The organism is Micromonospora sp. NPDC000663, from assembly GCF_042898105.1.
Classification (GTDB): Bacteria; Actinomycetota; Actinomycetes; order Mycobacteriales; family Micromonosporaceae; genus Micromonospora.
The window spans coordinates 30,732-55,574 of record NZ_JBIAYR010000009.1 but is presented as its reverse complement, the minus strand read 5'-3'; the positions used below and the strand labels follow the sequence as shown (position 1 = coordinate 55,574).

Genomic DNA, 24,843 nt, shown 5'->3' with positions numbered 1-24,843 from the left:
AGCTGGTGGACACCCCCGGATGCTGTTTCGGGTGAGCGTCAGGCGAAGATCCAGCGCTTGGACACGAAGTAGTTCACCGCCGACAACGACGCCGTCACGATCAGCTTGGCCAGCAGGTACGGCGTGCCCGCCCAGGTCAGCCCGGAGACCAGCGCCACGTTGGCGGTCAGGTTCGCCAGGACCAGGGCGAAGTACCGCCCGACCTGAGGCGCCATCTGCGCGGACGAGCCGAACGACCAGGCCCGGTTCAGCCCGAAGTTGACCCAGAAGGACGTCAGGAACGACAGGCCGGCCGCGATCGGCAGCACGATCCGTAGAACGCCGTGGTAAATGAAGAGTGAACCGGTGTCAACGGCGACGCTCAGACCCCCGACGACCAGGAACCGCACCGCACTGTGTCGGGACAGGTGGCGGACGGAGTCGGCAACAGGTGACAGCAAAGAGTTCTCCAAGGGGGGACCCGGAGCGGTGAGGACGACGAGGGAGTCTATCGTCTGTCCATCCACCCAGCGGGGCCTGCCCGCGCGAGCCGCGAGGTTGACGTGCCTGATCCCGGAAGAGTGACGCCAACGGCCACCGGCGAGAGCCCGGCAGTGACCACGAGCGGCGCCCGACGACACTGGGCCCTGGCCTTTGTCGCGTTCTTCCTGCTCATCTTCGCCTGGTCGATGGCCGCCCCGTACGACGGCACGCCGGACGAGCGCGAACACATCGTCCGGGCGGCAGGCGTCGCCGCGGGACAGATCGCACCCCCGCCGGCCGCCGCGAAGAAGGGCACCGGCGCCTTCCAGACCGTTCCCGGTGGTCTCGTCCGGGAACAGTGCTGGCAGTTCAAGAAGGATGTGTCGGCCGCGTGCGCCCAGCCGCCGGGCAGTGACCGGACACCGACCCGGGCCGGCACCGGCGCGGGCCGCTACTTCCCCGCCTACTACGCCCTGGTCGGCGCGCCGACGGTGCTGTGGCCGGGCTGGTCCGGCGTCCTGCTCGCCCGCATGATCAGCGCGCTGTGCTGCGCCGCGCTGCTCGCCAGCGCGTTCGTGGTGATCCGCAACCGCTCCCGGCGGGGCCTGATGATGGGCGCCCTGGTCGTGGTCACCACTCCGATGGCCGTGCACATGGCAAGCGCGGTCAACCCCAACGGTCTGGAGATCGCGGCCGGCATCGCCTTCTTCAGCGCGGTGATCCCCCTGATGATCGGCCCACCCGGCCCCCGGCGGCACCTGATCCTGCTGGTCGGGATCAGCGGGTTGCTGCTGGCGGTGCTGCGCCAGACCGGCCCGCTGTGGCTCGCGACCGCCTTTGTGGCGCTCGCCTTCCCGCTGCGCCGCAGCAACCTCGTGGGCCTGCTGCGTGACCGGGCCGCACAGCTCTGGGCGGGCGGCATCGTCCTGTCCACCCTGGCAGTGCTCGCCTGGACGGTCCGCCAGCAGACCTCGGACCTGGGCAACTACTCCGCCAAGTCGCTCACCTACGGGCAGGCGGCGCTGATCGAGGCCGACCGGTGGCGGGGATACCTGGACCAGATCGTCGGGGTCACCTCCTGGCTGGACACCCGCATGCCGGCGCCGCCGTACGTCATCTGGCAGCTCGTCGCGGGGGCGCTGCTGCTGATCGGCGTCGTCTGGGGCAGCACCCTCGACCGGTGGCGCCTGCTCGTGCTGCTCGGCGGTGGCGTGACCGTTCCCTCCCTCATGCAGATCGCCCTGGTCAACGAGAGCGGCTTCGTCACGCAGGGCCGCTACATGCTGCCCATGCTGGTAGGCGTCCTGCTCTACGCCGCGTGGGCCGCCGAGCGGCGCGGCTTCGAGGTGGCCCGGGCCCGCTCGTTCACCCGCCTCGCCGTGCTGGTCCTGCTGCCGATCCACCTGTTCTGCCTGGCCTACACGATGGTCCGCTGGCAGAACGGCCTACCCGCCAACGTCGGGCTGAGCAGCCTCAACCCGCTCGCCGGCGACTGGCACCCGGTGGTCGGCTCGGTGCTTCCGCTGCTGAGCGCCACGGTCGGTCTGGTGCTGTTCGGATGGCTCGTCTGGACCACCCGCACCTCCGACACCGACGAACCGACCTCGCCCGACGGGCGTCCCGCCACCGAATCCATCGAACTGTTCCGGCCCGCCGGCTCTCACCTGCAGAGTGCAGGCGCCCAGGGCGGACTACGCTCGACCTGACGGGGGACCGGGTCGGGCGAGCGAAGCGGGTAGGTCGATGAGCGTAAGACGGATCATGGGCACCGAGGTCGAGTACGGCATCTCGGTGCCCGGTCAGGCCGGAGCCAACCCGATGGTCACCTCGTCGCAGGTGGTCAACGCCTACGGGGCGCGCCCCGAACTCAACAGGGGCGGGCGGGCACGCTGGGACTACGAGGAGGAGTCGCCGCTGCGCGACGCCCGCGGCTTCACCTACTCCGGGGCGGCCTACGACCCGGCGGAGGCGCTCGCCGACGAGGACCTCGGCCTGGCCAACGTGATACTGACCAACGGCGCACGCCTCTACGTGGACCACGCCCACCCCGAATACTCCACCCCCGAGGTCACCACTCCGCTCGACGTGGTGCGCTGGGACAAGGCCGGCGAGCGGGTGATGGCCGAGGCGTCCCGCCGGGCCGCCACCATCCCGGGCACCCAGCCGATCCATCTGTACAAGAACAACACCGACAACAAGGGCGCCAGCTACGGCGCCCACGAGAACTACCTGATGCGCCGGCAGACCCCGTTCGCCGACATCGTGGCGTACCTGACGCCGTTCTTCGTGACCCGGCAGATCGTCTGCGGCGCCGGCCGGGTCGGCATCGGGCAGGACGGCGGGCAGAGCGGCTTCCAGATCTCCCAGCGCGCCGACTTCTTCGAGGTCGAGGTGGGCCTGGAGACCACCCTGAAGCGGCCGATCATCAACACCCGCGACGAGCCGCACGCCGACGCCGACAAGTACCGCCGGCTGCACGTCATCATCGGCGACGCCAACCTCTCCGAGATCTCCACCTACCTCAAGGTGGGCACCACCGCGCTGATCCTCACCATGATCGAGGAAAAGGCGCTCGGCGCCGACCTCGGCATCGCCGACCCGGTCAGCGAGCTGCGGGCGGTCAGCCACGACCCCAGCCTGTCGCATCTGATGCGCATGCGTGACGGTCGCCGGCTCACCGCCCTCGACCTGCAGTGGGCGTACCTGGAGCGGGTCCGGTCCTTTGTCGACGACAGGTACGGAACCGACGCCGACGAGCAGACTGTCGACGTGCTCGACCGCTGGGAGAGCGTGCTCGACCGGCTCGGGCGCGACCCGATGCTCTGCGCCGACGAGCTGGACTGGGTGGCCAAGCTGCGGCTGCTGGAGGGCTACCGGGAGCGGGAGAAGCTCGGCTGGGGCTCGCACAAGCTCCAGCTGGTCGACCTGCAGTACTCCGACGTCCGCCCGGAGAAGGGCCTCTACCACCGGCTGGTCACCCGGGGCGCCATGAAGACGCTGCTCACCGACGACGAGACGCGCCGCGCGATGACCGAGCCGCCGGAGGACACCAGGGCCTACTTCCGGGGCCGCTGCCTGGCCCAGTACGCCTCCGAGGTGGTCGCCGCGAGCTGGGATTCGGTGATCTTCGACGTGGGCCGGGAGTCGTTGGTACGGGTGCCGATGATGGAACCGGAGCGGGGCACCCGCGCGCACGTGGGTGCTCTGTTCGACCGCTGCGCCAGCGCGAAGGACCTTCTGGAAACGCTTACCGGCGGCTGAGAACCGGTACCTCCGCAGGGGATCACGCTGTGGCATGCTAGGCCGTCCCCCGAATCTTCGACCCACACGGTGATGCGATGCTCCCCTCTGCCCGGCAGGTTGGCCGGCGTGCGCTGACGGCTGTTCCCCTGTCGAACGCGTACGCCGGGCGGGCCAACAGTTTCGGCTTCCTGCGGCTCTGCTTCGCCGTAGCTGTCGTCCTCGCGCACACCGCGGTGATCGGGTACGCCCGACCGCTGACCGAGGTGGTCGACGTGGCGGGTCTGGGGGTCGCCGGTTTCTTCGGCATCTCCGGGTTCCTCATCACCCGCAGCGCCAGGCGTGCCAGCCTGCCCCGCTACCTGTGGCACCGCGCCCTGCGGATCTGGCCGGGGCTGTGGGTGTGTCTGCTGTTCATCGGCTTCGTGGTGGCCCCGATCGTCTGGTATGCCGAGCGGGGCAACGTGGACGGCCTGTGGCGTCACCCGGCCGGTGTGGTCAACTTCCTCCAGGCCAACTGGTGGGGTGGCTACCGCCAGCAGGGGATCGTGGACGTCTTCCGGGACACGCCGTACGGCGAGCTGGTGCGTCGGAGTGTCCTGGACGGCTCACTCTGGACGCTCAGCTACGAGATCTTCTGCTATCTGATCGTGGCGTCGCTGGCCGTGGTGGCGGTGCTGCGTCGCGCCCGGTGGCTGGTGCTCGCCGCCGCCGTCCTCGTCTTCGGTTTGCTGCTGTGGAACCAGTACGAGGCTCTGCGCTTCGGCGGGGCGACGTACTTCACCAGCGGCTCGCTCGGCCCGCTGCCGCTGCTCGGCGCGCTCAGCAAGATCTGGTTCCTGCGTTTCGGCTTCATGTTCCTCGTGGGCGCCGTGGCGGACCTGTACAGCGACAAGCTGCCCATCAGCGACGTCCTCGGCGTGCTCGCCATAGTGGTGACCGGCTGGCAGACACTCGAGGGTCACCTGTTCGGCCCGGCCCTGCTCGCCTACGAGTACGCGATCCTCTACCTCGCCGTCCGGCTGCCTCGTCTGCTGCACGTGGTGGGCCAGAAGAACGACTACTCGTACGGCATCTACATCTACTCCTTCGTCGTGCAACAGATGCTGGCCTGGCTGGGTGCGGCGGCCTGGGGCTTCGTCGGGTACTTCGCGGTGGTCATGATCTGCACCGTGGTCCTGGCCTTCCTGTCCTGGCATCTGGTGGAGAAGCAGGCCCTGCGGTTCAAGGACTGGACTCCGCGCCTTCGTCGTCAGGCGCCGCCCGAGGACGCGTCGGTGCGACCGTCGCGCGAGCCGGAGCGCACGCCAGAGCCCGGCCCGGCGCCGGTCACGGCGGACGCGTCGGCTCCCCGGGGCTGAACGCAACAGACGCGAACACTCCTGACGTGAGGGCTTTCTGTCGCCCGAGCGGGGTAGATTTCATGCCAGACGATCGTGGAGGAGACAGCCATGGCCACTCATGACAGCGGCGGCCAGTCGCAGTCCGGCAAGTCCCGTCAGGGCGAGGAGATCGAGGACGTCACCACCGAGGCCAACCCCGAGGTGGCCGAGCGGCACGCCGAGATCACCGAGGACGTCGACGACCTGCTTGACGAGATCGACTCCGTCCTCGAAGAGAACGCGGAAGAGTTCGTGAGGGGTTACGTCCAGAAGGGCGGGGAATAGGGCACATGTCCGATTCTCCGGCCCGGGGTCGGAGGTGGGCTTCCGCAAGCCCTGTCGCAGTGCCGAGGCGAGGAGACCGCCCGGCGGCGGTACGCCGTGGGTGAGAGATGGAGTTCGCCGAGCTCCCTGCCGAACAGGGCGGGCTCTGCGCCATCTGTGGCGAGGCCGACCCGCAACATCTGGACCACGATCATCGCACCGGGTGGGTGCGCGGGATACTCTGCTTCAACTGCAACGGTGGTCTTGGCCAGTTCCGTGACAGTCCCATGAGGCTGGCCAGGGCGATCACGTACCTGAGAGGAACCACGTGGCAGCGGGCTTTGATCCATCCGGGCGTCTACCAGATGTGTTCACCAACGCGGGGACGTCGTCCTTCACCACGTTTCTGAGCCGGGTGGCCCCCGAGATGCTGCCCGGCCGGCGACCCCTGCCCCCGGGCATGGCCGCCGACCTGGCGCCGCACGCGACCACCATCGTGGCCATCTCGGCCGCCGGCGGCGTGGTGATGGCAGGCGACCGACGGGCCACCATGGGCAACCTGATCGCCCAGCGGGACATCGAGAAGGTGCACCCGGCCGACGCGTACTCGCTGGTCGGCATCGCGGGCACGGCGGGCATCGGCATCGAGCTGATGCGACTGTTCCAGGTGGAGTTGGAGCACTACGAGAAGATCGAGGGCGCGATGCTCTCGCTCGACGGCAAGGCCAACCGGTTGGCCTCGATGATCCGCGGCAATCTGGGCGCCGCCATGCAGGGGCTGGCCGTGGTGCCGCTGTTCGCCGGCTTCGACCTGGCTGCGGGTGACGCGGCGACGGCGGGCCGGATCTTCAGCTTCGACGTGACAGGCGGCCCCTACGAGGAGACCGGGTACGACGCCATCGGCTCCGGCTCACTCTTCGCCAAGTCGGCGCTGAAGAAGCGTTTCCGGGCTGGTCTGTCCGTCGAGGACGCGACCCGGCTCGCGGTCGAGGCGCTCTACGACGCCGCCGACGACGACACCGCTACCGGCGGACCGGATCTGACCCGCCGGATCTATCCGGTGGTGATGACCGCGACCGCCGAGGGCACCCGCCGGCTGACCGACACCGAGACGGCCGCGATCGCCGAGGGCGTGGTCGCCGGCCGGATGGAGAATCCGGGCGGTTGAGACCCGCGCCCCACCAGTCAGCAGTCGTCAGCACAGCGCCGTAAGGAGAATCGCCGCCGTGGCAATGCAGTTCTACGCCTCTCCCGAACAGATCATGCGGGACCGTTCCGAGTTGGCCCGCAAGGGCATCGCCCGGGGTCGCAGCGCGGTGGTCCTCAGCTACGCCGGCGGGGTCCTCTTCGTCGCGGAGAACCTCTCCAGCGCCCTGCACAAGGTCAGCGAGATCTACGACCGGATCGGGTTCGCCGCGGTCGGCAGGTACAACGAGTTCGAGAACCTGCGCCGCGCCGGCGTACGGATGGCCGACCTGAACGGCCTCAGTTACGACAGGCGTGACGTCACCGGCCGCGCCCTGGCCAACGCGTTCGCGCAGACGCTCGGCGCGATCTTCACCGAGCAGTCGAAGCCCTTCGAGGTGGAGATCTGCGTGGCGGAGGTCGGCCCGACCGCGGACGCCGACGAGCTGTACCGGCTGACCTACGACGGCTCGGTCAACGACGAGCCGGGCCGCATGGCGATGGGCGGCCAGGCCGAGGCGATCACCGGTGTGCTGAAGTCACAGCACCGCGCGGACATGTCCCTGGCCGAGGCGGTCAAGGTGGCGGTGCAGGCCCTGAGCAGCGTCGGTGGGGAGGGTGGCGCCGCCCGGACGATCGCCGCCAACCAGCTCGAGGTGGCCGTCCTGGACCGCCAGCGGGTGGGGCGTACCTTCCGTCGTATCACCGGCGCCGCGCTGACGGCGCTGCTGGACGGCGAGGTCGAGGCCGGCGGGCAGGCCGCCGGGGCGGGCGGCGGCGCGGAGCCCACCGTGCCGACCACTGAGGCGCACAAGCCGACCACGTCGGCGGGTTCGGCGGACCTGGAGGACCGGCCGGCCGAGGGTGGCGAACGCTAGGAATCGGCTGTCACGCGGCGCCGGGCTCGACGACGAGCCCGGCACCGCGTGCTTCACCGCCGGCGCAGCAGCGGCCTGGTCAGCGCCCAGTAGCCGCCGGCGACCGCGTTGAAGACGCCCAGCCCGGCGGTGGTGGGCACACCTGAGGGCGTGACACGGCCGGTCATCAGCTCCGCGATGACCCCGTCCGGCACCCGACGTTCGGTCTGCAGCTGCCGCCGGCGGGCGCGTACCCAGCCGCGGTTGCGCCACAGCCAGCCCCAACCCCGCGCCTTCTGCCGGGACCATCCGCCGACGATCGCGGCGGTGAGCATCGCGACCTCGGTGAGCAGCAGCGCGGGTGACAGCACGACGAGGGTCCGTGCCTCGTACGCGGTGAGCAGGGTGACCAGCCGGTTCCGCTCGACGAGGTACAGCTTCAGGGCGTTGCGCGAGAACTCGTAGTGGTGCAGCACGACGGCGTCCGGCACGTACTCGAGGCGCAGGCCCCGCTGCCAGAGGCGCAGGCTGAGTTCGGTGTCCTCGTGGTACGCGAAGTACTCGGCGGCGAAGCCGTCGAGGTCCCGCCAGAGCTGACGGCTGATCACGAAGCAGCACCCGCTGAGCGAGGGAACGACCTTGCGCTGGGCGTGGGCGCTCGCCGGCTCGCCGTTCCCGCCGGCCCAGGAGAGGCCGGTGAAGTGCAGCGGGTTGCCACTGGTATTGATCAACTCGGGCTGGTCGGCCAGCCGGATCGACGCCATCGCCGCGCCGACGCCCGGCTCGGCGGCCACGGCCGTCGTCTTCGCCACGGCGTCCGGCGCCACCACGGCGTCGGAGTTGACGAACACGAGCCAGTCCCCGGTCGCCTCGGCCGCGCCCACCCGGCAGCCGCCGGAGTAGCCGGTGTTCTCCTCCGGTCGCACCACCCGTACCCCGGGCAGGCCCTTGACGATGTCGATGCCGTCCCCCGTGCAGCCGTTGTCGACAACGATGAGGTCGACCTCGACGTCGGTGCTGGCCAGCACCGCCCGAGCGGCGTCGACGAGGTACGGCTCCGGGCCGTAGGCGAGCATGACCGCGCTCACCCGTGGTCGGATCATCGGGTGCCTCCGGTGGGGCCGACAGCGACGGTGTCGCGCGAGGGGGCGAGGGGGGTGGTGGGGCCGGGACGGACGGCGTTGCGCAGCAGGAAGGCCATCACGGCCGCCACCATCACCGAGCCACTGGCGTACCCGATCTCGACGCGCAGGGCGACCGGGAGCGGGATGAGCGTGACGGCGACGAGGACCGCGACGCCGACGCACCAGGCGACGGCCTGCGCCCGGTGCCTGTTGAGCGCCAGCAGCACCTGGCCGAACACCATCGCCCACAGGTAGGCGAGCGTCGCGACGGCGAGCCAGGCGAAGTCGCCGTGGCCGAGGACGTCCGGGGCGTCGAACAGGGTGCGGACCAGCCAGGGACCGAGCAGGACGGCGAGGACCGCCCCGGCGACGCCGAGCGCGGTGACGACGCCCAGGGCCCGCCGGAGCAGACTCCGGAAGGCGGCGTGGTCACCTGTGGTGGCTGCGGTGGCCAGGCCGGGCAGCAGCGACGCCTGGAGCGAGGCGAAGACGAACAGCGGGATCCGGACCAGGACGAGCGCGGACAGCAGGGCTCCGGCGGTGGCGGTGTCGCTCGGGTCGAGCAACTTCACGTTGATCACACCGATGTTGACAACGACCTGCGCGAGGAGACTGGAGACCACGAGCAGACCCAGACCACGTACCAGCGTCGTCCAGGCCACGGCGGTGCCGCCGCCGGCCGCCCGCAGGACCGGCGGGGTGGTCAGCGCCACCCCGAGCAGGGGCGCGATGACCAGGACGGCGCCGAACCACACGGGCGAGGTGACGCCGGCGAGGCCGAGCAGGACGACCAGGGCGATGCGCAGCCCGCCGTCGAGGGCGAGTTGCGTGCCGTACCAGGGGAAGAGCTGAAGCCCGGCGAGCACGCCCCGGGTGGTGTGCGCGACCGCCAGCGCGGCCAGCGCTCCGATGAGCACGGTGACCATCGTGCCGTCGCCGCCGAACAGCCGATCGGCGATCGGCTGGCGGGCGACGAGGATCAGCGTGACCAGCCCGAGCAGGATGGCTGCCGCGAGCAGACCACCCCGCGCCAGGACCGGACCGGCCGGCAGCCCCTGGCTGCGCCGGGCGGCGATGATCCGGGCGACCTCCTGCTCGACGGGCATGAACATGCCGATGCCCAGGGTGAACACGATCGTCCAGAGCACCGAGAGCGAGTTGTAGTCCGCCTCGGTGAGGCTGTGCCCGGCCACTGCCAGATGCACGTAGGAGGCGAGCCCGAGAAGGGCCAGCCCGGCACCGACAGCGACGGTGCCGGGCGGGACCAGGCTCAGTAGCCGTCGAATCACCGGCGGATGAGCGCCAGCGTGAGCACCGCGAACGCGCGACCGAGGTAGATCATCGCCTTGGCGGGGGAGTGGCTGGGCGTGCCGGCCATCCGCTTGCGCATGGCCACCGGCACCTGCCGGATGCGGTAGCCACGCCGGGCGGTGTGCACGAGGGTCTCCACGGTGTCGCCGAGGTACTCGGCCGGGTACCACCCGGCGAACATCTCGATGACCCGCCGGTTGGCGGCCCGGAAGCCGGACGTGGTGTCGGTGAGCTTCGTGCGGGCCACCCGGGACAGCACGCCGGAGAGCATGACCATGGCCCAGCGGCGGGGGCCGCGGACGTTGTAGTCACCTTCGCCGGCGAAGCGCGCGCCGATGACCAGGTCGTTGTCGTCCAGCAGATCGACGAGCTTCGGCACGTACCGGGGGTCGTGCTGGCCGTCGGCGTCGATCTGGATGGCGACGTCGTAGTCGTTGTCCCGGGCGTACCGGTAGCCGAGGCGCATGGCCCCGCCGACACCGAGGTTGTACGGCAGTTTCGCGACCCGGGCACCCGCGGCGGCGGCGACCGCGGCGGTGCGGTCGGTGGAGCCGTCGTCGACGACGAGCACGTCGACGCCGGGCAGTTCGCCGCGGACCTCGCCGACGACGTCGGCGATCGACCCCGACTCGTTGAGGGCCGGAATGATGATCAAGGTGCGCTTGCCGTTAACCATCGGTGGACACCAGTTCGTCTCGGGCCGCCCGGTCCGCGTCGATCTGCGCGCGGAGCAGGGCGAAGTCTTCGGCCAGGGTGCGGGTCTCTTCTTCCAGGGCGCTCACCTCCCAGCTGAGGTGTACGCACACCAGCAGCAGGAAGACGATGCCGAGGAAGAGCACCAGGCTGACACCGGACGCGACGCCGAGGAGTTCGGCGACGTTGTCGAGCAGCCGGGGGAACAGGGACAGCGGAATCACGATGATCAGCACGGCGAGCCAGAGCATGCCGTACTTCTCCCGCAGCTGACGGCGGCGCAGCAGCTCGACGATGGTGCCGAGCAGTAGCAGGCCGGTCAGGCCGGTGACGAGGGTGAGCTTCATGCGACCTTCCACGGGGCGGGTGGAGCGGGGGAGTGGAACGCGTCAACCAGGGTGGAGTGCCAATCCGGAAGAGGCGGCAGACCCGCGACCGCCCAACGGCTGTGCCCTAGCACACTGTACGCCGGACGGGGGGCGGGACGAGGATACCGGTCGCTGGTGGTGGGTCGGATCCGGTCCGGGTCGAGACCGGCCAGCGTGAACGCGGCGCGGGCGAGCCCGTACCACGTGGTCTGGCCGGCACAGGTGCCGTGGTAGACGCCGGGCGCCGCCCGACCGTCCAGGGCGGCGTCGGCGAGCGCGACCAGCCGCTCGGCCAGGCGGTACGACCAGGTGGGCTGCCCGTGCTGGTCGTCGACCACGTCGAGGTGCTCGCGCTGCTCGGCGAGCCGCAGCATGGTGGCCACGAAGTTCGGCCCGTGCGCGCCGTACAGCCAGGCGGTGCGGACCACGTACCCGGTGTCCGGCAGCAGGCGGGCGACGGCCTGCTCGCCGACCAGCTTGCCGCGCCCGTACGCGTTGACAGGCGCGGTGGGCGCGTCCTCCGGGTAAGGGGAGTCCGCGTCGCCGGCGAGGACGTAGTCGGTGGAGACCTGGATCAGCCTGGTGCCGCCGGCGGCGCACGCCGCCGCGAGGTTCGCCACGCCTTGGCCGTTGACGGCGGTGGCCGCCGCCTCGTCGGCTTCGGCGCCGTCGACGTTGGTCCATGCGGCGGCGTTGATCACCACGTCGTGCCCGGCGACCGCGGCGCGGACCGCGGCGGGGTCGGTGACGTCCAGGTCGGCACGGGCGGCGGCGGTGACCTTCAGGTCGGGCCGGGTCTCCAGGACGGTGACCAGGTCCCGGCCGAGCATCCCCCCGGCGCCGGTGACGAGGAGACGGGTCATGCGGTGGGCGCCGACTTCAGCGGCTCCCACCAGGCACGGTTCTCCTGGTACCAGCGCACGGTGTCGGCGAGGCCGTCCTCGAGGGTGATGCTGGGCCGGTAGCCCAGCTCCTCGCTGATCTTGGTGATGTCGAGGGAGTACCTGCGGTCGTGGCCCTTGCGGTCGGCGACGGGCACGACGCGGTCCCAGTCGGCGCCGCAGGCCTCCAGCAGCCGGCCGGTGAGCTCCTTGTTCGTCAGCTCGGTGCCGCCGCCGATGTTGTAGACCTCGCCGGCGCGGCCCTTCTGCTGGACCAGGGCGATGCCCCGGCAGTGGTCGTGCACGTGCAGCCAGTCGCGGATGTTGCCGCCGTCGCCGTAGAGCGGAACCGTCCCGCCGTCGAGCAGGTTGGTCACGAACAGCGGGATGACCTTCTCCGGGAACTGGTACGGACCGTAGTTGTTGGAGCAGCGGGTGACGACCACGTCCATGCCGTGGGTGCGGTGGTAGGCCAGGGCCAGCAGGTCGGAGCCGGCCTTGGACGCCGAGTACGGCGAGTTCGGGGCCAGCGGCCAGGTCTCGGTCCAGGAGCCCTCGTCGATGGAGCCGTAGACCTCGTCGGTGGAGACGTGCACGAACCGGCCGGTGCCGTGCCGCAGCGCGGCGTCGAGCAGGGTCTGGGTGCCCAGCACGTTGGTGGTGACGAACGGCGCGGCGCCGGCAATCGAGCGGTCGACGTGGGACTCGGCGGCGAAGTGCACGATCACGTCGTGGTCGGCGACGACCTCGTCGACCACCACCGGGTCGCAGATGTCACCCTGCACGAACCGCAGACGGCTGTCGTCGCGGACGGGATCGAGGTTGGCCCGGTTGCCCGAGTAGGTCAACTTGTCGAGCACGGTCACGACCGCCGGTTCGAGCGGTGGCACGCCGTCAGCGCTGCCCAGGGGCTTGCCCAGCAGCAGTCGAACGTACTCCGACCCGATGAATCCGGCTCCGCCGGTGACGAGGATCCTCACGGGTCCGAAAGTGTACGCGACGTTCGGCGCGGGTCGTGGGACGCGACCCCCGCGCACGTTCCGTATACATGCCGGTAGGCTTCGCCGGTGCGTGGAATCCTACTTGCCGGCGGCACCGGATCGCGGCTGTGGCCGATCACCCGGGCGGTGTCGAAGCAGCTGATGCCGGTCTTCGACAAGCCGATGATCTACTATCCGCTCTCCACCCTGGTGATGTCCGGGGTTTCGGAGATCCTGGTGATCACGACCCCGGAGGACCAGGACCAGTTCCGGCGGCTGCTCGGCGACGGCAGCCAGTTCGGGCTGCGGCTGGAGTACGTCAGCCAGGAGCGCCCGGAGGGCATCGCGCAGGCGTTCATCCTCGGCGCGGACTTCATCGGCGACGAGTCGGTGGCGCTGATCCTCGGCGACAACATCTTCCACGGCGTGGGTCTGGGTCGGCAGCTCGCCGACCACGGTGACCCCGTCGGCGGCCGGGTCTTCGCCTACCAGGTCGCCAACCCGCAGGAGTACGGCGTGGTCGACTTCGACGCCGACGGTCGGGTGCTCTCGATCGAGGAGAAGCCGGCCCGGCCGAAGTCCCGTTACGCGGTGCCGGGGCTGTACTTCTACGACAACCGGGTGGTCGACATCGCCGGCAAGCTCACCCCGAGCGCGCGTGGCGAGCTGGAGATCACGGCGGTCAACGAGGCGTACCGGGAGACCGGGGAGCTGTCGGTGACAGTGCTGGACCGGGGCACCGCCTGGCTGGACACCGGCACGTTCACCTCGATGATGCAGGCCGCCGAGTTCGTCCGGGTGGTCGAGGAACGGCAGGGTCTCAAGATCGGCTGTGTCGAGGAGGTGGCCTGGCGGGCCGGCCTGATCGACGACGATCAGCTGCGCGCGCTGGCCGCCCCGCTGACCAAGAGCGGCTACGGCGACTACCTGCTCGGTCTGCTGGCCGGGCGCGACGACAACCCCGGGGCCTCCTGGTGAAGATCCGGCAGTTGAGCATCGAGGGCGCCTGGGAGATCAGCCCCCAGCAGCACGGCGACCCGCGCGGCATGTTCATGGAGTGGTATCGCTTCGACAAGCTCGCCGAGGCGGTGGGGCATCCGCTGCGCCTCGCCCAGGCCAACATGTCGGTCTCCGCGCGCGGCGTGGTGCGGGGCGTCCACTTCGCCGACGTCCCTCCCGGGCAGGCGAAGTACGTCACCTGCGTGCGTGGTGCCGTGCTCGACGTGATCGTTGACCTGCGGGTGGGCTCGCCGACGTTCGGCCGCTGGGAGGGCGTCCGGCTCGACGACACCGACCGCCGGGCGGTCTACCTCAGCGAGGGTCTGGGGCACGGTTTCTGCGCCCTGACCGACGACGCGACGCTGAGCTACCTCTGCTCGGCCACGTACAACCCGACGGGTGAGCACGCCGTGCACCCGCTGGACGAGGAGTTGGGCATCGAGTGGCCCGCCGAGGTCCCGCTGCTGTCCGCGCGCGACGAGGCGGCACCGACCCTCGCCCAGGCCCGCGAGCGGGGGCTGCTGCCCGAGTACGACAACTGCCGGCGGTTCGTGGCGAGCATCGGCCCGGACGGAATGTCGCACTCAGCCGGTATGTGACCGCCCCCGCGGCACGACCTGTGGTCTGACAGTGACGAACCGGGCCTCCGGGCGGCTAATGTCACACCATGGAGCGGCGAATCTTCGGCCTCGAGACCGAGTACGGCGTCACCTGCACCTATCGCGGGCAGCGGCGGCTGTCCCCGGACGAGGTCGCGCGGTATCTGTTCCGTCGCGTGGTCTCCTGGGGTCGGTCGAGCAACGTCTTCCTGCGCAATGGGGCCCGGCTCTACCTGGACGTCGGGTCGCATCCGGAGTACGCCACCCCGGAGTGCGACTCGGTGACCGACCTGGTCGCCCACGACCGGGCCGGCGAACGGATCCTGGAGGGTCTGCTCGTCGACGCGGAGAAGCGGCTGCACGACGAGGGCATCGCGGGTGAGATCTACCTGTTCAAGAACAACACCGACTCGGCAGGCAACTCGTACGGCTGCCACGAAAACTATCTGGTCTCCCGGCACGGCGAGTTCGGCAGGCTCGCCGACGTGCTCATCCCGTTCCTGGTCACCCGACAGCTGATCTGCGGAGCCGGCAAGGTCCTGCAGACCCCGCGCGGCGCGGTCTACTGCCTGTCGCAGCGGGCCGAGCACATCTGGGAGGGCGTCTCCTCGGCGACCACCCGCAGCCGCCCGATCATCAACACCCGCGACGAGCCGCACGCCGACGCCGAGCGCTACCGGCGCCTGCACGTGATCGTCGGCGACTCCAACATGAACGAGGTCACCACGCTGCTCAAGGTCGGCACCGCCGACATCGTGCTGCGGATGATCGAGGCTGGGGTCGTCATGCGCGACCTGTCGCTGGAGAACCCGATCCGGGCCATCCGGGAGGTGTCGCACGACATCACCGGCCGGCGCAAGGTGCGGTTGGCCTCCGGCAAGGAGGTCAGCGCGCTGGACATCCAGCAGGAGTACCTGGCCAAGGCCACCGAGTTCGTCGAGCGCCGCGGCGGCGACCAGGCCGCCAAGCGGGTCGTCGAACTGTGGGGCCGGGTGCTGCACGCGGTGGAGACCGGTGACCTGGAGCCCGTCTCGCGGGAGATCGACTGGGTCAGCAAGCTGCGGCTGATCGAGCGGTACCAGCGCAAGCACGACCTGCCGCTGTCACACCCCCGGGTCGCGCAGATGGACCTGGCGTACCACGACGTGCGCCGCGGCCGTGGCCTCTACGGGCTGCTGGAGCGCCGCGGCGAGGTGGACCGGGTGGCCACCGACCCGGAGATCTTCGAGGCCAAGGAGACCCCGCCGCAGACCACGCGGGCGCGGCTGCGGGGCGAGTTCATCAGGCACGCGCAGGAGAAGCGGCGCGACTTCACAGTCGACTGGGTGCACCTGAAGCTCAACGACCAGGCGCAGCGCACCGTGCTCTGCAAGGACCCGTTCCGGGCGTACGACGAGCGCGTGGAGCGGCTGATCGCCAGCATGTGACGGGTCGGGCCGGCCCTGGCGGTGGTGTCGGGGCCGGCCCGGTAGTCTGGGCCGCGCCATGACGACTTCTGGACCTTCCGACCGCCCCGGGGGCGGCACCGAGCGGCAGAACTGGGTCGAACGTCGGCGGGAGAAAATCCGCGCCGAGATCGAACGGAACCGCCGCGGCGAGTACACCGTGCCGACCTGGGTGCTCGCCCTCGCGCTGGTCCTCATCGTCGGCGGCTGGCTGGCCCTGATCTTCCTCGCCTGAGCACTGGTGGCCGGCGGGCCGGTCAGGGGAGCCGGGTGACGGCGTGCCGGCCGGCCGCGGCGGCGGCCACGAAGTAGGAGTGGTCGGCGTCGAGGCCACGGCCCATCGTGGACAGCGGCACGACGCTCGCCCGCAGCGCCGCGTCGAGACCCGCCGTGGGCACCCGGACGATCCGGTGCCGATCAGCCAGCGGCGCCAGCGCGGCGTCCACCTCGGCGGCGAGAGCCGGCTCCAGGTCGTCGGGGACCACCAGTTCCGCCGGGGCGAGCGCGACCCGGCCGTACGCGGTGAGGCTGTGGTGTGACACGCCCCGGTGCCGGGGGCGGGGGTCGGCGGCGGAGATCCGCAGCGAGCCGACCGGTCGGCCGCCCAGCGTGGCGACCGCGTTGACCGCCTCGCCGACGGCCACCCCGGAGAAGCCCCACCGGGTGCCCGTGCCCAGGTTTCCGGGCCCCTGCGCGACCACTGCCAGGTCGGCGTCGAGCACGTGCCGGGCGGCGAGCAGGCCGCCGTGCAGTGTGGTGGCCTCCAGGTCGCCGCCGAACGCCTGCCCCACGGTGATCGTGCCGGCCAGGTCGGCGCGCAGCCCGGCGAGAGTGCGGGAGAACCAGGCCGGTAGCGCCCCACCGTCGGTGAGCAGGTACGCCACCCGGGCGTGCGGGGCGTCGGCGCGGATGCCGGCCAGGATCGCGGGCAGTGCCGAGTGCAGGTCTGCGGTCACCACAGGCATGCCGTGCAGGTCGTCGGCGTCGGCGAGGACGGCGCGGTGCGGGGAGGCCTCCTCGTCGACGCCGAGCAGGATCGGTTGCAGCGGCGTGTAGCGGGCCTTGACGAGGTGCCCGGCGTCGCGGGTGTCCCCGGCATCCGGCGGGTCCGGCGGCAACCGGTCCGGCAGGGCCACGACCAGGGCGTACCCGCCGGTGCCGAGCCCCATCAGCAGCGCGCCGGCGTTGAGCAGCACCCGGTCGCCCGGCTCGGGGGTGCCGACCAGTTCCGGGTACGCAAGCGCCCGCATCCGCGTGCCGTCGGGCAGGTCGACGTCCAGCTCCACCGCCCCGGTCCACTGCCGTCGCAGCGTCGCCACAGTCCCCGTACGCCATCGCACCATGACGGGCACGCTAGCCGCGCGTGCCCGGCGGGCCGCGCCCGGGTGCGGCGCTCGGCCGGTTCAGCTCGGCGCGGGATCTCCGCCGGCGTCCGGGCTCGGCCGGGCCTGGGTGTCCCGGGCGCCCCCGGTCGCGCCGGGCAGCGAACGGGTCGGATCGAGGAAGACGAAGCGGATCTCCGGGTACCGGTCGGTGAGCCGCCGTTCGGCCTCGTCGGCGGCCGCCTCGATCTGCGCGCCGGTGGCCTCGTCCCGGAAGTCGACCTTGGCGGCGACCAGGATGTCGTCCGGGCCGAGCTGCATGGTCAGCAGCGTGTCGATCCGCTCCACCTCGGGCAGCCCGGCCAGCTCCCGCTCGATCTCCCGGCGCAGCCGGTCCGGCACCGCCCGGCCGACCAGCAGCGACAGGTTGTTGCTGGCGAGGATGCCGGCCACCGTAAGCAGCAGCAGACCGATGAGGATCGACGCGACGCCGTCCCACAGCTCGTCGCCGGTGGCGTGCGACAGGCCGACTCCGAGGCCGGCCAGCAGCAGGCCGATCAGGGCCGCGCTGTCCTCCAGGAAGACCGCCTTGACAGTGGTGTCGGCGGTCAGCCGCAGGAACCGCCGCGGGGTCGTCTCCCAGCGCCGGGACTCGCGGCGGACCTGGCGTACGGCGCGGGCCAGCGAGATCGACTCGATGACGAACGACACCGCCAGCACGACGTACGAGATGAGGAAGTCGCCGCTGTGCTCGTGCACCAGGATCGTCGTGACGCCGTGGGTGACGGCGAAACCGGCGCCGGCGACGAACGTGAACATGGCGGCGAAGAACGCCCAGACGTAGCTCTCCTTGCCGTACCCGAACGGGTGCCGCTGGTCGGCCGGTCGGGCGCCGCGGCGCAGCGCCTGGAACAGCAGCACCTCGGTGGTGGTGTCGGCGACCGAGTGCGCGGCCTCGGAGAGCATCGCGGCCGACCCGGAGATCAGCCCGGCGATCAGCTTGGCCACCGCGATGGCGAGGTTGGCGGCGCCCGCGACGACGACGGTGCCGACGCTCTCGCTCTCCGGTCTGGCCCCCGCCTGCGACATGAGGATCACCCTATGACCGGTGGCGGCGGGGCGCTCGGCTAGTGGTCCGGGACACCAACGATCCGAACAAGTGTGCGGCACGCCCGCGTGGGTGCACGTCACGGGCGCGTCGGCTGCTAGCGTCTACCCGTGTCGCGGACCCGCACCGAACGCCTGGTCAACCTGGTGATCTGCCTGCTGTCCACGCGACGGTTCCTGACCGCCGCGCAGATCGCCGCGACCGTGCCCGGTTACGAGCACGATCCGGACGACGCGCGGGACCACGAGGCGTTCCAGCGCAAGTTCGAACGGGACAAGGCCGAGCTGCGTGAGCTGGGCGTGCCGTTGGAGACGGGGACGGCAAGCGTCTTCGACGCCGAGCCCGGCTACCGGATCGCCCACCGGGAGTACGCGCTGCCCGACATCCCCCTGGAACCGGACGAGGCCGCGGCCGTGGGCATCGCCGCCCGGCTGTGGCAGCACGCCGGGCTGGCCGCCGCCGCGTCGTCCGGGCTGGCCAAGCTGCGCGCCGCCGGGGTGGACGTCGACCCGCAGGCCACTCTCGGCCTGGAGCCGATGGTCACCGTCGACCCGGCGTTCGCGCCGCTGACCGCCGCCGCCCGGGACCGCCGGGAGGTGGGTTTCGACTACCGGGTGCCGGACCGCGACGCGCCAAGCCGTCGCCGGCTCCAGCCGTGGGGCGTGGTCTGCTGGCGTGGCAGGTGGTACGTGGTGGGTCACGACCTGGACCGGGCGGCGACCCGTTGCTTCCGGCTGTCCCGGGTGGTCGGCGCGGTGCGGGTGACCGGTGCGCCAGGCGCCTACCAGCCGCCGGCCAACGAAGACCTGATCAGCCACGTGGCCCGCTGGTCGGGGCCTGTGGAGCGCACCGGCCGGGCCACCGTGCTGGCCGCGTCGGGCCGGGCCGCCGGGCTGCGCCGCTGGGCGGTCGAGGTGACCGCCGGGCCGGACGGCGACCGGCTGGTCCTGCCGTACGCCGACCCGGACTCTCTGGCCGGCCATCTGGTCGGGTACGGCCCGGACGTGCGGGTGCTCGACCCGCCGGAGGTCCGCGAGGCGGTCATCCAGCGACTCAAGGAGATCGCCGTGCGCCACGACGAGCTGGCCGGCGCCGGGGGTGCCCGGTGACCCGCCCCGCCGCCCGGGGCGGCTCCCGCGCGTCCGCCGACCGGCTGGCCCGACTGCTCAACCTGGTGCCCTACCTGCTGGCCCGCCCGGGCATCGAGATCGCCGAGGCGGCAGGTGACCTGGGTGTCACCGAACGGCAGCTCCGGGAGGATCTGGAGCTGCTCTGGGTCTGCGGTCTGCCCGGGTACGGCCCCGGTGACCTCATCGACATGGCGTTCGACGGTGACCGGGTGACGATCACCTACGACGCCGGCATCGACCGGCCGCTGCGGCTCACCCCCGACGAGGCCCTCGCGCTCGTGGTGGCGCTGCGGATGCTCGCCGAGACACCCGGGGTGGCCAACCGGGACGCCGTCGAACGCGCCCTGGCGAAGATCGAGGACGCGGGCGACCTGGTGGGCGCACCGGTCGCGGTACGGCTGCCGGGGGACACCCGGCGGGTGGAGGCGTTGCGCGCCGCCGTCGAGGGCGGCAGGGCCCTGCGGATCACCTACTACACGGCGGCCCGGGACGAGACCACCGAACGCGTCATCGACCCGCTGCGGGTGCTGATGGTCGGTGGTCGGGCGTACGTCGAGGCGTGGTGCCGGCGCGCGGAGGCGGTCCGGCTGTTCCGGGCCGACCGCATCGACGCCATCACCGAACTGGACGAGCCGGCCACCGTTCCCCCGCAGGCCGTGCCGCACGACCTCACCGAGGGCGTCTTCCGTCCCTCTCCGGATCTGCCGCTGATCACCCTGCGGATCGGCCGGGGCGAGCGGTGGATCACCGAGTACTACCCGTGCGAGCGGGTGGAGGCCGGCGACGGCGACCAGTGGCTCGTCTCCCTGCGGGTGACCGACCTGGGGTGGGCGCGTCGGTTCGTGCTCGGCCTCGGCCCGGAGGTCACAGTGGTCTCCCCGCCCGAGCTGGCCGAGCAGGTCCGGGCCACGGCGGCAGCCGCGCTCGACGCGTACGCCGTGCCGGTGCCCCCGGCCGTGCCCCGGCCGCCCGAGGCCGACGCGGACAGCGCGCCGTCGGGTGACCGGGCGGTGGCCGGCCACACCCAGTAGGCTGACCGCCGTGCTGATCTGGATCGTGCTCGCGGTGGTGCTGCTCCCGCTCGTGGTGTTGGCGCTTGCCGTGCGCCCGGTGCTGGCCCGACTGCCCCGGCTGCGTCGCGCGGCGGTGGCGTTGCAGCGGCGGGCAGCCGAGGCCGAGACGTTGCGGGATTCCGCCGAGGCGTTGCAGGCGCGCGCCGAGGGGGTCCAGCGGCAGCTCGACACCGCGCAGCAACGACTCGCGGTGATCAAGGCCAAGCGCGGCTGACGACGCGGGCGGCCGGCGCGGTTGACGGATCATCGCGCGTTGGTCAAGACTTCACCGGCCGGGCCGGACCACCGCCGCCCGGCGGGTGGCATCCGACCGATCCGCACGTACGATGGGCTGCGTACCACCCCCGGACACAGAGCGACTGGAGCTTCTCATGGGTGCCCTCAAGCCGTGGCACATCGCAGTTCTCGTGGTTGTGCTGATCCTGCTCTTCGGTGCGAAGCGGCTTCCCGACGCGGCCCGCTCGCTCGGCCGTTCGCTGCGGATCATCAAGGCCGAGACCAAGAGCCTGCAGGACGACGACCGCGACCTCGCCGAGAAGGCCGACGCGCAGGCCGGCTACCAGCCGCTGCCGCCGCACGCCGGGCAGCAGGCGCCGTACGCCGGGCAGCCGCAGCAGGCGCCGTACCAGGCCCCGCCGCAGCAGCCGGTCGTCGACCCGGTGCACCGCGTCCGCGACAACTGATTGAAGGGCCCGAGTCCCGTGGCCTTCGCCCTGCGTAAACGCGGCCCGAGCAGTTTCGAGCGGGCCGCCGACGGTTCGATGACGCTCATCGAGCATGTCCGCGAGCTGCGCAATCGTCTCTTCCGCGCGTCCGTGGCGATCCTGATCGGCTTCGGCCTCGGCGTCTGGCTGGCCAAGCCGGTGCTGCACCTGCTCCAGCAGCCCTACTGTGACCTGCCGCAGGCCAGGATCGTCAACGGCAAGTGCGAGTTCGTGCAGCTCGGCCCGGCCGACCTGTTCCTGCTCAATCTGAAGGTTGCGCTCTGGGTCGGGTTGATCGTGGCCGCGCCGGTCTGGCTCTACCAGTTGTGGGCGTTCATCGCGCCGGGCCTGCACCGGCACGAGCGGCGGTACGCGTACTTCTTCACCGCCCTGGCCGCGCCGCTGTTCGCGGCCGGCGCGGTGCTGGCGTACTTCGTGACGGCCAAGGGCCTGGAGTTCCTGCTCAGCATCTCGGACAGCGAGATCAGCACGACACTGGAGATCACCAAGTACATCTCCTTCGTCACCAACCTGATCCTGCTGTTCGGTGTGGCGTTCGAGTTCCCGTTGATCGTGTTGATGCTCAACTTCGTGGGCATCGCCAGCGCGAAGCGGTTGCTCAGCTGGTGGCGCGTGGCGATCTTCGTGTTCTTCGCGTTCTCCGCCGTGGTCACCCCCACCCCGGACCCGTTCGGGATGACCGCACTGGCGATCTGCCTGTCGGCGCTCTACTTCGGCGCGGTGGGCATCGCGTTCCTCAACGACCGGCGGCGGGGGCGCGGCAAGGAGATCTACGCCGGCATCGACGACGACGAGGTGTCGCCGCTGGAGTACGACGCGGATCCGGTGGTGGCCGGGCAGCGGGTCGACGCGTCCGCGCCGATCGGTGTTCCCGAGCCGATCGCCCCGCCCGCACCGATCGAGCGTCGGTACGACGACATGACCTGACGGTCCCGCGCCGCCAGGTTCACCGACGCCGTCCCCGCCTGCCGGGGGCGGCGTCGTCGCGTCACGCCGAGCGCCGGCGGCGGGACTGGTCGTGACGGCGCCCGCCCCCGGTGAACTGCTGGTGTCGGAGCGGTACGGTGCTGCCCGTGACCGCAGACGATCACCTGCCCGGCCCGGTCGCCGTGCTCGTCAATCCGTCCGCGGGGCGGGGTCGGCACCGCGCCCTGCTGCCCCGGTTGCTGGACGGGTTGGCTGCCGCCGGCCGTCCGGTCCGGCTGCTGTCCGCGTCCAGTCCTGGCGAGGCGGAGGCGGTGTGCCGTGTCGCGGTCGCCGGGGGCGCCGGTGCGCTCGTCGCGGTCGGCGGGGACGGCACCGTGCACCGGGCGGTGCAGGCGGTCGCCGGCACCGACGTGCCGTTCGGTCCGGTGCCGGCGGGCACCGGCAACGACTTCGCGCTGGACACCGGTTTCCCGGCGGATCCGCTAGCGGCGGTCGCGGTGATCGCCGAGGCGCTGCGTTCCGGCCGCAGCCGCGCTGTCGACCTGGCCCGGATGACCGACACCGACGGCGTCGAACGCTGGTACGGGGCGGTCCTGGCGGCCGGGTTCGACGCGATAGTCAACGAGCGGGCGAACCGGATGCGCTGGCCGCGCGGCCCCCGCCGGTACGACCTGGCGATCGTGGTCGAGCTGGCCCGGCTGCGGCCCCGCCGGTACACGCTGCGCCTCGACGGGGTGTCGCACGAGGTCGACGCGGTGCTGGTGGCGGTGGGCAACTGCCCCACGTACGGCGGTGGGATGCGGATCTGTCCCGACGCCGACCCGACCGACGGGCTGCTCGACGTGGTGGTGGCCGGGCGGGTCAACCGGCGGACCCTGATCCGGGTGAAGCCGCGCATCTACCAGGGCACCCACGTCAGCCATCCGCTGGTGACCAGCTACCGGGCCCGGACCGTGGAGTTGACCGCCGACGGCATCACCTCGTACGCCGACGGGGAGCGTTCCCTGGCCCTGCCGGTGACGATCAGCGCCGTGCCGGGCGCCCTGCGGCTGCTGCGCTGACCCGTACCGCCCCGATGCTGGCCGCGATGACCAGCACGACGGCGGCGCACTCCAGCACCGTCAACGCCTGGCGCAGCACCAGCCATCCGGCGAGGGTGGCGATGGCCGGGCCGAGGCTCATCAGCACCGCGAAGGTGGCAGTCGGCATCCGCCGCAGCGCCAGCAGCTCCAGCGTGTACGGCAGGCCCGAGGCGAGCACCGCGAGGGCCGTGCCGAGCGCCAGGACCGTCGGGTCGAGCAGCGCCGCTCCGCCGTCGGCGATGCCCAGGGGCAGGGTGACAAACGCGGCGACGCTCAGTGCCAGGGCCAGCCCGTCCGCGCCGGGGAACCGGCCGCCGACCCGGGCGCTGAGCACGATGTACGCGGCCCACATCGCGCCCGCACCGAACGCGAACGCCACCCCGGCCGGGTTGAGCCGGTCGAAGCCGCCCTGCCCGAGCAGCGCCACCCCGGCCAGCGCCAGCCCCGCCCAGCACCAGCTGGCCAGCCGGCGGGCGGTGAACACCGACAGCGCCAGCGGGCCGAGCACCTCCAGGGTCACCGCCGGCCCCAGCGGGATCCGCTCGATGGCCTGGTAGAACAGCGAGTTCATGCCGGCCAGCGCCAGCCCGAACGCCCCTGCCGCGACCCAGGCCGACCTGTCGTACCCGCGCAGGCGTGGCCGGCACACGACGAGCAGCAGCACCGCCGAGATCGTCAGTCGCAGGGTCACCGCCCCGGCCACCCCGGTACGCGGGAAGATCAACGCGGCCACCGCGGAGCCGAACTGCACCGACAGCGCCCCGCCGAGCACCAGCCCCACGGCGGCGACGCCACCACGGCGCTCCGGTGGCGCGGCGGCCGGCTTCGGCGCGGGCAGCAGGGTGTCGGTCACGGCGATGACGCTAGGCGGTCGGCTCCGGCCCTCGTGCGGCGGTGTCCACCTGCCGAAAGGCGGTCCCTGTCGCTTATGTGTTCGCCAACGCGGTGCTACCGGCGTACGGTCCCTGGTATGACCAGCGCGATGCGGAAACTGTCGATCTCCGTTCCGCCTGACGTGGCCGAGCGCCTGGAGCGCGAGTCCAACGCGAGCGCCTACGTCACCCAGGCCGTCCGTGACCGGATGCGCCTGGACGCCCTGGACGCGGAGCTGGCCCACCAGGGCATCCCGATCACCGAGCAGGGTGTGGCCGAGGCCCGAGCCCGCCGGGCCGCCGTCGAGGCCGACTGGTCGCCGGAGCGCCGCAGCGCGCTTCGCGACCGGGCACGCCAACACGCGGTGGACGCCGCCGCCGGCGCCGTCGACCAGCCGGCCGCGTGACCCACGACGACGACCGGCCCGTCCGGCTCGTGCTGGACCGCTCGGCGCTGCTGGCCTACCTGGCGGGGTCGGTGCATGTCGGGGAGCCGCTGCACGAGGTCATCCAGGACCGCAACAGGTTCGGCGTCACCGCCGTGACCGCCGCGGAGGCCCTGGCGCTCGTCAACGATCCCAAGGAACGGGCGACCCTGCACCGGCTGCTGAGCCTCGACGCCTGTGCGGTGCTCGCCACCGACGGAGGCTCCTGGCACGAGCTCAGCTACTGGCGCACGGTGACCGGCCGCGCCGATCTCGCCACGACCGTGCTCGCCTGCCTCGACCACGACGCCTCGATCCTCAGCGGCGAGGACCGCTACGGCGACGGTGACCTGCCGGTGATCCACTTTCCCGGCTGACGGCACCGAAAC

At 71.7% G+C, this 24,843-nt stretch carries 29 protein-coding genes; 19 read left to right on the top strand and 10 right to left on the bottom strand.

Features of this window, described 5'->3' with window-relative positions; all coding sequences use genetic code 11:
- Positions 1–38 precede the first annotated feature (38 nt).
- The gene (locus ACFY1S_RS24460; RefSeq protein ID WP_387122270.1) at positions 39–440 is read right to left on the bottom strand and encodes a GtrA family protein; all 402 of its coding nucleotides are present in this window, start codon (positions 438–440) and stop codon (positions 39–41) included.
- 153 nt (positions 441–593) lie between these two features.
- On the opposite strand from ACFY1S_RS24460, the gene ACFY1S_RS24455 reads away from it, so the two are divergent.
- From ACFY1S_RS24455 to prcA, 7 genes are all read left to right on the top strand, one after another.
- Complete coding sequence (locus tag ACFY1S_RS24455) at positions 594–2,168, top strand: DUF2142 domain-containing protein (protein WP_387122267.1); 1,575 nt, start codon at positions 594–596, stop codon at positions 2,166–2,168.
- Positions 2,169–2,205: 37 nt separating this feature from the next.
- Positions 2,206–3,723, top strand: a complete 1,518-nt coding sequence (gene dop, locus ACFY1S_RS24450; protein WP_364365359.1) for a depupylase/deamidase Dop — start codon at positions 2,206–2,208, stop codon at positions 3,721–3,723.
- A 77-nt stretch (positions 3,724–3,800) separates the two neighbouring features.
- Positions 3,801–5,063, top strand: coding sequence for an acyltransferase family protein (locus ACFY1S_RS24445; protein ID WP_387122264.1), 1,263 nt, complete (start codon positions 3,801–3,803; stop codon positions 5,061–5,063).
- A gap of 90 nt (positions 5,064–5,153) precedes the next feature.
- On the top strand, positions 5,154–5,369 hold the full coding sequence (locus ACFY1S_RS24440) for a ubiquitin-like protein Pup (RefSeq protein ID WP_088948111.1): 216 nt from the start codon (positions 5,154–5,156) through the stop codon (positions 5,367–5,369).
- Between the two features lie 107 nt (positions 5,370–5,476).
- Entirely contained in the window at positions 5,477–5,758 is a 282-nt protein-coding gene (locus ACFY1S_RS24435) for an endonuclease VII domain-containing protein (protein WP_364365352.1), read from the top strand.
- On the top strand, positions 5,677–6,516 hold the full coding sequence (prcB, locus tag ACFY1S_RS24430; RefSeq protein WP_357991453.1) for a proteasome subunit beta: 840 nt from the start codon (positions 5,677–5,679) through the stop codon (positions 6,514–6,516). Before ACFY1S_RS24435 ends, prcB begins: the two co-directional genes overlap by 82 nt.
- A gap of 58 nt (positions 6,517–6,574) precedes the next feature.
- Positions 6,575–7,411 carry a proteasome subunit alpha gene (gene prcA / locus ACFY1S_RS24425; RefSeq protein ID WP_387122259.1) on the top strand — a complete coding sequence of 279 codons (837 nt, stop codon included), beginning with the start codon at positions 6,575–6,577 and terminating at the stop codon, positions 7,409–7,411.
- A 53-nt stretch (positions 7,412–7,464) separates the two neighbouring features.
- On the opposite strand, the gene ACFY1S_RS24420 is transcribed toward prcA, so the two are convergent.
- The 6 genes from ACFY1S_RS24420 to rfbB are packed head-to-tail and all read right to left on the bottom strand — an operon-like array spanning position 7,465 to position 12,747.
- Positions 7,465–8,493: a glycosyltransferase family 2 protein gene (locus ACFY1S_RS24420; protein ID WP_364365346.1), complete on the bottom strand. Its 1,029-nt coding sequence runs from the start codon at positions 8,491–8,493 to the stop codon at positions 7,465–7,467.
- Positions 8,490–9,803, bottom strand: a complete 1,314-nt coding sequence (locus tag ACFY1S_RS24415; protein WP_387122255.1) for a lipopolysaccharide biosynthesis protein — start codon at positions 9,801–9,803, stop codon at positions 8,490–8,492. The genes ACFY1S_RS24420 and ACFY1S_RS24415 overlap by 4 nt, the downstream gene beginning before the upstream one ends.
- Positions 9,800–10,501 (bottom strand): glycosyltransferase family 2 protein, encoded by a 702-nt coding sequence (locus tag ACFY1S_RS24410; protein WP_354828841.1) that lies wholly within the window; start codon positions 10,499–10,501, stop codon positions 9,800–9,802. The genes ACFY1S_RS24415 and ACFY1S_RS24410 overlap by 4 nt, the downstream gene beginning before the upstream one ends.
- Positions 10,494–10,865, bottom strand: coding sequence for a DUF2304 domain-containing protein (locus tag ACFY1S_RS24405; protein ID WP_139584287.1), 372 nt, complete (start codon positions 10,863–10,865; stop codon positions 10,494–10,496). The genes ACFY1S_RS24410 and ACFY1S_RS24405 overlap by 8 nt, the downstream gene beginning before the upstream one ends.
- Positions 10,862–11,749 (bottom strand): dTDP-4-dehydrorhamnose reductase, encoded by an 888-nt coding sequence (rfbD, locus tag ACFY1S_RS24400; protein WP_387122250.1) that lies wholly within the window; start codon positions 11,747–11,749, stop codon positions 10,862–10,864. The genes ACFY1S_RS24405 and rfbD overlap by 4 nt, the downstream gene beginning before the upstream one ends.
- Complete coding sequence (gene rfbB, locus ACFY1S_RS24395; RefSeq protein ID WP_364365336.1) at positions 11,746–12,747, bottom strand: dTDP-glucose 4,6-dehydratase; 1,002 nt, start codon at positions 12,745–12,747, stop codon at positions 11,746–11,748. Before rfbB ends, rfbD begins: the two co-directional genes overlap by 4 nt.
- An 87-nt stretch (positions 12,748–12,834) precedes the next feature.
- Between rfbB and rfbA the strand changes: the two genes are divergently transcribed.
- The 4 genes from rfbA to ACFY1S_RS24375 all read left to right on the top strand — a co-directional run bounded on the left by rfbA (position 12,835) and on the right by ACFY1S_RS24375 (position 16,025).
- Entirely contained in the window at positions 12,835–13,725 is an 891-nt protein-coding gene (gene rfbA, locus ACFY1S_RS24390) for a glucose-1-phosphate thymidylyltransferase RfbA (protein ID WP_364365334.1), read from the top strand.
- Positions 13,722–14,345: a dTDP-4-dehydrorhamnose 3,5-epimerase gene (rfbC, locus tag ACFY1S_RS24385; RefSeq protein ID WP_364365331.1), complete on the top strand. Its 624-nt coding sequence runs from the start codon at positions 13,722–13,724 to the stop codon at positions 14,343–14,345. The genes rfbA and rfbC overlap by 4 nt, the downstream gene beginning before the upstream one ends.
- A 68-nt stretch (positions 14,346–14,413) precedes the next feature.
- Positions 14,414–15,772, top strand: a complete 1,359-nt coding sequence (pafA, locus tag ACFY1S_RS24380) for a Pup--protein ligase (protein ID WP_089021075.1) — start codon at positions 14,414–14,416, stop codon at positions 15,770–15,772.
- 58 nt (positions 15,773–15,830) lie between these two features.
- Positions 15,831–16,025, top strand: coding sequence for a hypothetical protein (locus ACFY1S_RS24375; protein ID WP_139584292.1), 195 nt, complete (start codon positions 15,831–15,833; stop codon positions 16,023–16,025).
- A gap of 22 nt (positions 16,026–16,047) precedes the next feature.
- On the opposite strand, the gene ACFY1S_RS24370 is transcribed toward ACFY1S_RS24375, so the two are convergent.
- On the bottom strand, positions 16,048–17,133 hold the full coding sequence (locus tag ACFY1S_RS24370; protein ID WP_387122244.1) for a DUF3866 family protein: 1,086 nt from the start codon (positions 17,131–17,133) through the stop codon (positions 16,048–16,050).
- A 60-nt stretch (positions 17,134–17,193) separates the two neighbouring features.
- Positions 17,194–18,201, bottom strand: coding sequence for a cation diffusion facilitator family transporter (locus ACFY1S_RS24365; protein ID WP_387122241.1), 1,008 nt, complete (start codon positions 18,199–18,201; stop codon positions 17,194–17,196).
- A 129-nt stretch (positions 18,202–18,330) separates the two neighbouring features.
- Here ACFY1S_RS24365 and ACFY1S_RS24360 point away from each other — a divergent pair, with 129 nt between their 5' ends.
- From ACFY1S_RS24360 to ACFY1S_RS24335, 6 genes are all read left to right on the top strand, one after another.
- Positions 18,331–19,329, top strand: coding sequence for a helix-turn-helix transcriptional regulator (locus ACFY1S_RS24360; RefSeq protein WP_387122238.1), 999 nt, complete (start codon positions 18,331–18,333; stop codon positions 19,327–19,329).
- The gene (locus ACFY1S_RS24355) at positions 19,326–20,381 is read left to right on the top strand and encodes a helix-turn-helix transcriptional regulator (protein WP_387122235.1); all 1,056 of its coding nucleotides are present in this window, start codon (positions 19,326–19,328) and stop codon (positions 20,379–20,381) included. Before ACFY1S_RS24360 ends, ACFY1S_RS24355 begins: the two co-directional genes overlap by 4 nt.
- Positions 20,382–20,391: 10 nt before the next feature.
- Positions 20,392–20,637, top strand: a complete 246-nt coding sequence (locus ACFY1S_RS24350) for a hypothetical protein (RefSeq protein WP_364365310.1) — start codon at positions 20,392–20,394, stop codon at positions 20,635–20,637.
- A 157-nt stretch (positions 20,638–20,794) separates the two neighbouring features.
- Positions 20,795–21,106 carry a Sec-independent protein translocase subunit TatA gene (gene tatA, locus ACFY1S_RS24345; RefSeq protein ID WP_139584298.1) on the top strand — a complete coding sequence of 104 codons (312 nt, stop codon included), beginning with the start codon at positions 20,795–20,797 and terminating at the stop codon, positions 21,104–21,106.
- Positions 21,107–21,124: 18 nt separating this feature from the next.
- Positions 21,125–22,075, top strand: coding sequence for a twin-arginine translocase subunit TatC (gene tatC / locus ACFY1S_RS24340; RefSeq protein ID WP_387122231.1), 951 nt, complete (start codon positions 21,125–21,127; stop codon positions 22,073–22,075).
- Between the two features lie 137 nt (positions 22,076–22,212).
- The gene (locus tag ACFY1S_RS24335) at positions 22,213–23,136 is read left to right on the top strand and encodes a diacylglycerol kinase (RefSeq protein WP_387122228.1); all 924 of its coding nucleotides are present in this window, start codon (positions 22,213–22,215) and stop codon (positions 23,134–23,136) included.
- Here ACFY1S_RS24335 and ACFY1S_RS24330 read toward each other — a convergent pair.
- Positions 23,099–24,016 carry a DMT family transporter gene (locus ACFY1S_RS24330; RefSeq protein WP_387122626.1) on the bottom strand — a complete coding sequence of 306 codons (918 nt, stop codon included), beginning with the start codon at positions 24,014–24,016 and terminating at the stop codon, positions 23,099–23,101. The genes ACFY1S_RS24335 and ACFY1S_RS24330 overlap by 38 nt on opposite strands.
- A 111-nt stretch (positions 24,017–24,127) precedes the next feature.
- On the opposite strand from ACFY1S_RS24330, the gene ACFY1S_RS24325 reads away from it, so the two are divergent.
- Positions 24,128–24,436: a hypothetical protein gene (locus ACFY1S_RS24325; protein WP_387122225.1), complete on the top strand. Its 309-nt coding sequence runs from the start codon at positions 24,128–24,130 to the stop codon at positions 24,434–24,436.
- The gene (locus tag ACFY1S_RS24320; protein ID WP_387122222.1) at positions 24,433–24,831 is read left to right on the top strand and encodes a hypothetical protein; all 399 of its coding nucleotides are present in this window, start codon (positions 24,433–24,435) and stop codon (positions 24,829–24,831) included. Before ACFY1S_RS24325 ends, ACFY1S_RS24320 begins: the two co-directional genes overlap by 4 nt.
- Positions 24,832–24,843: the final 12 nt, after the last annotated feature.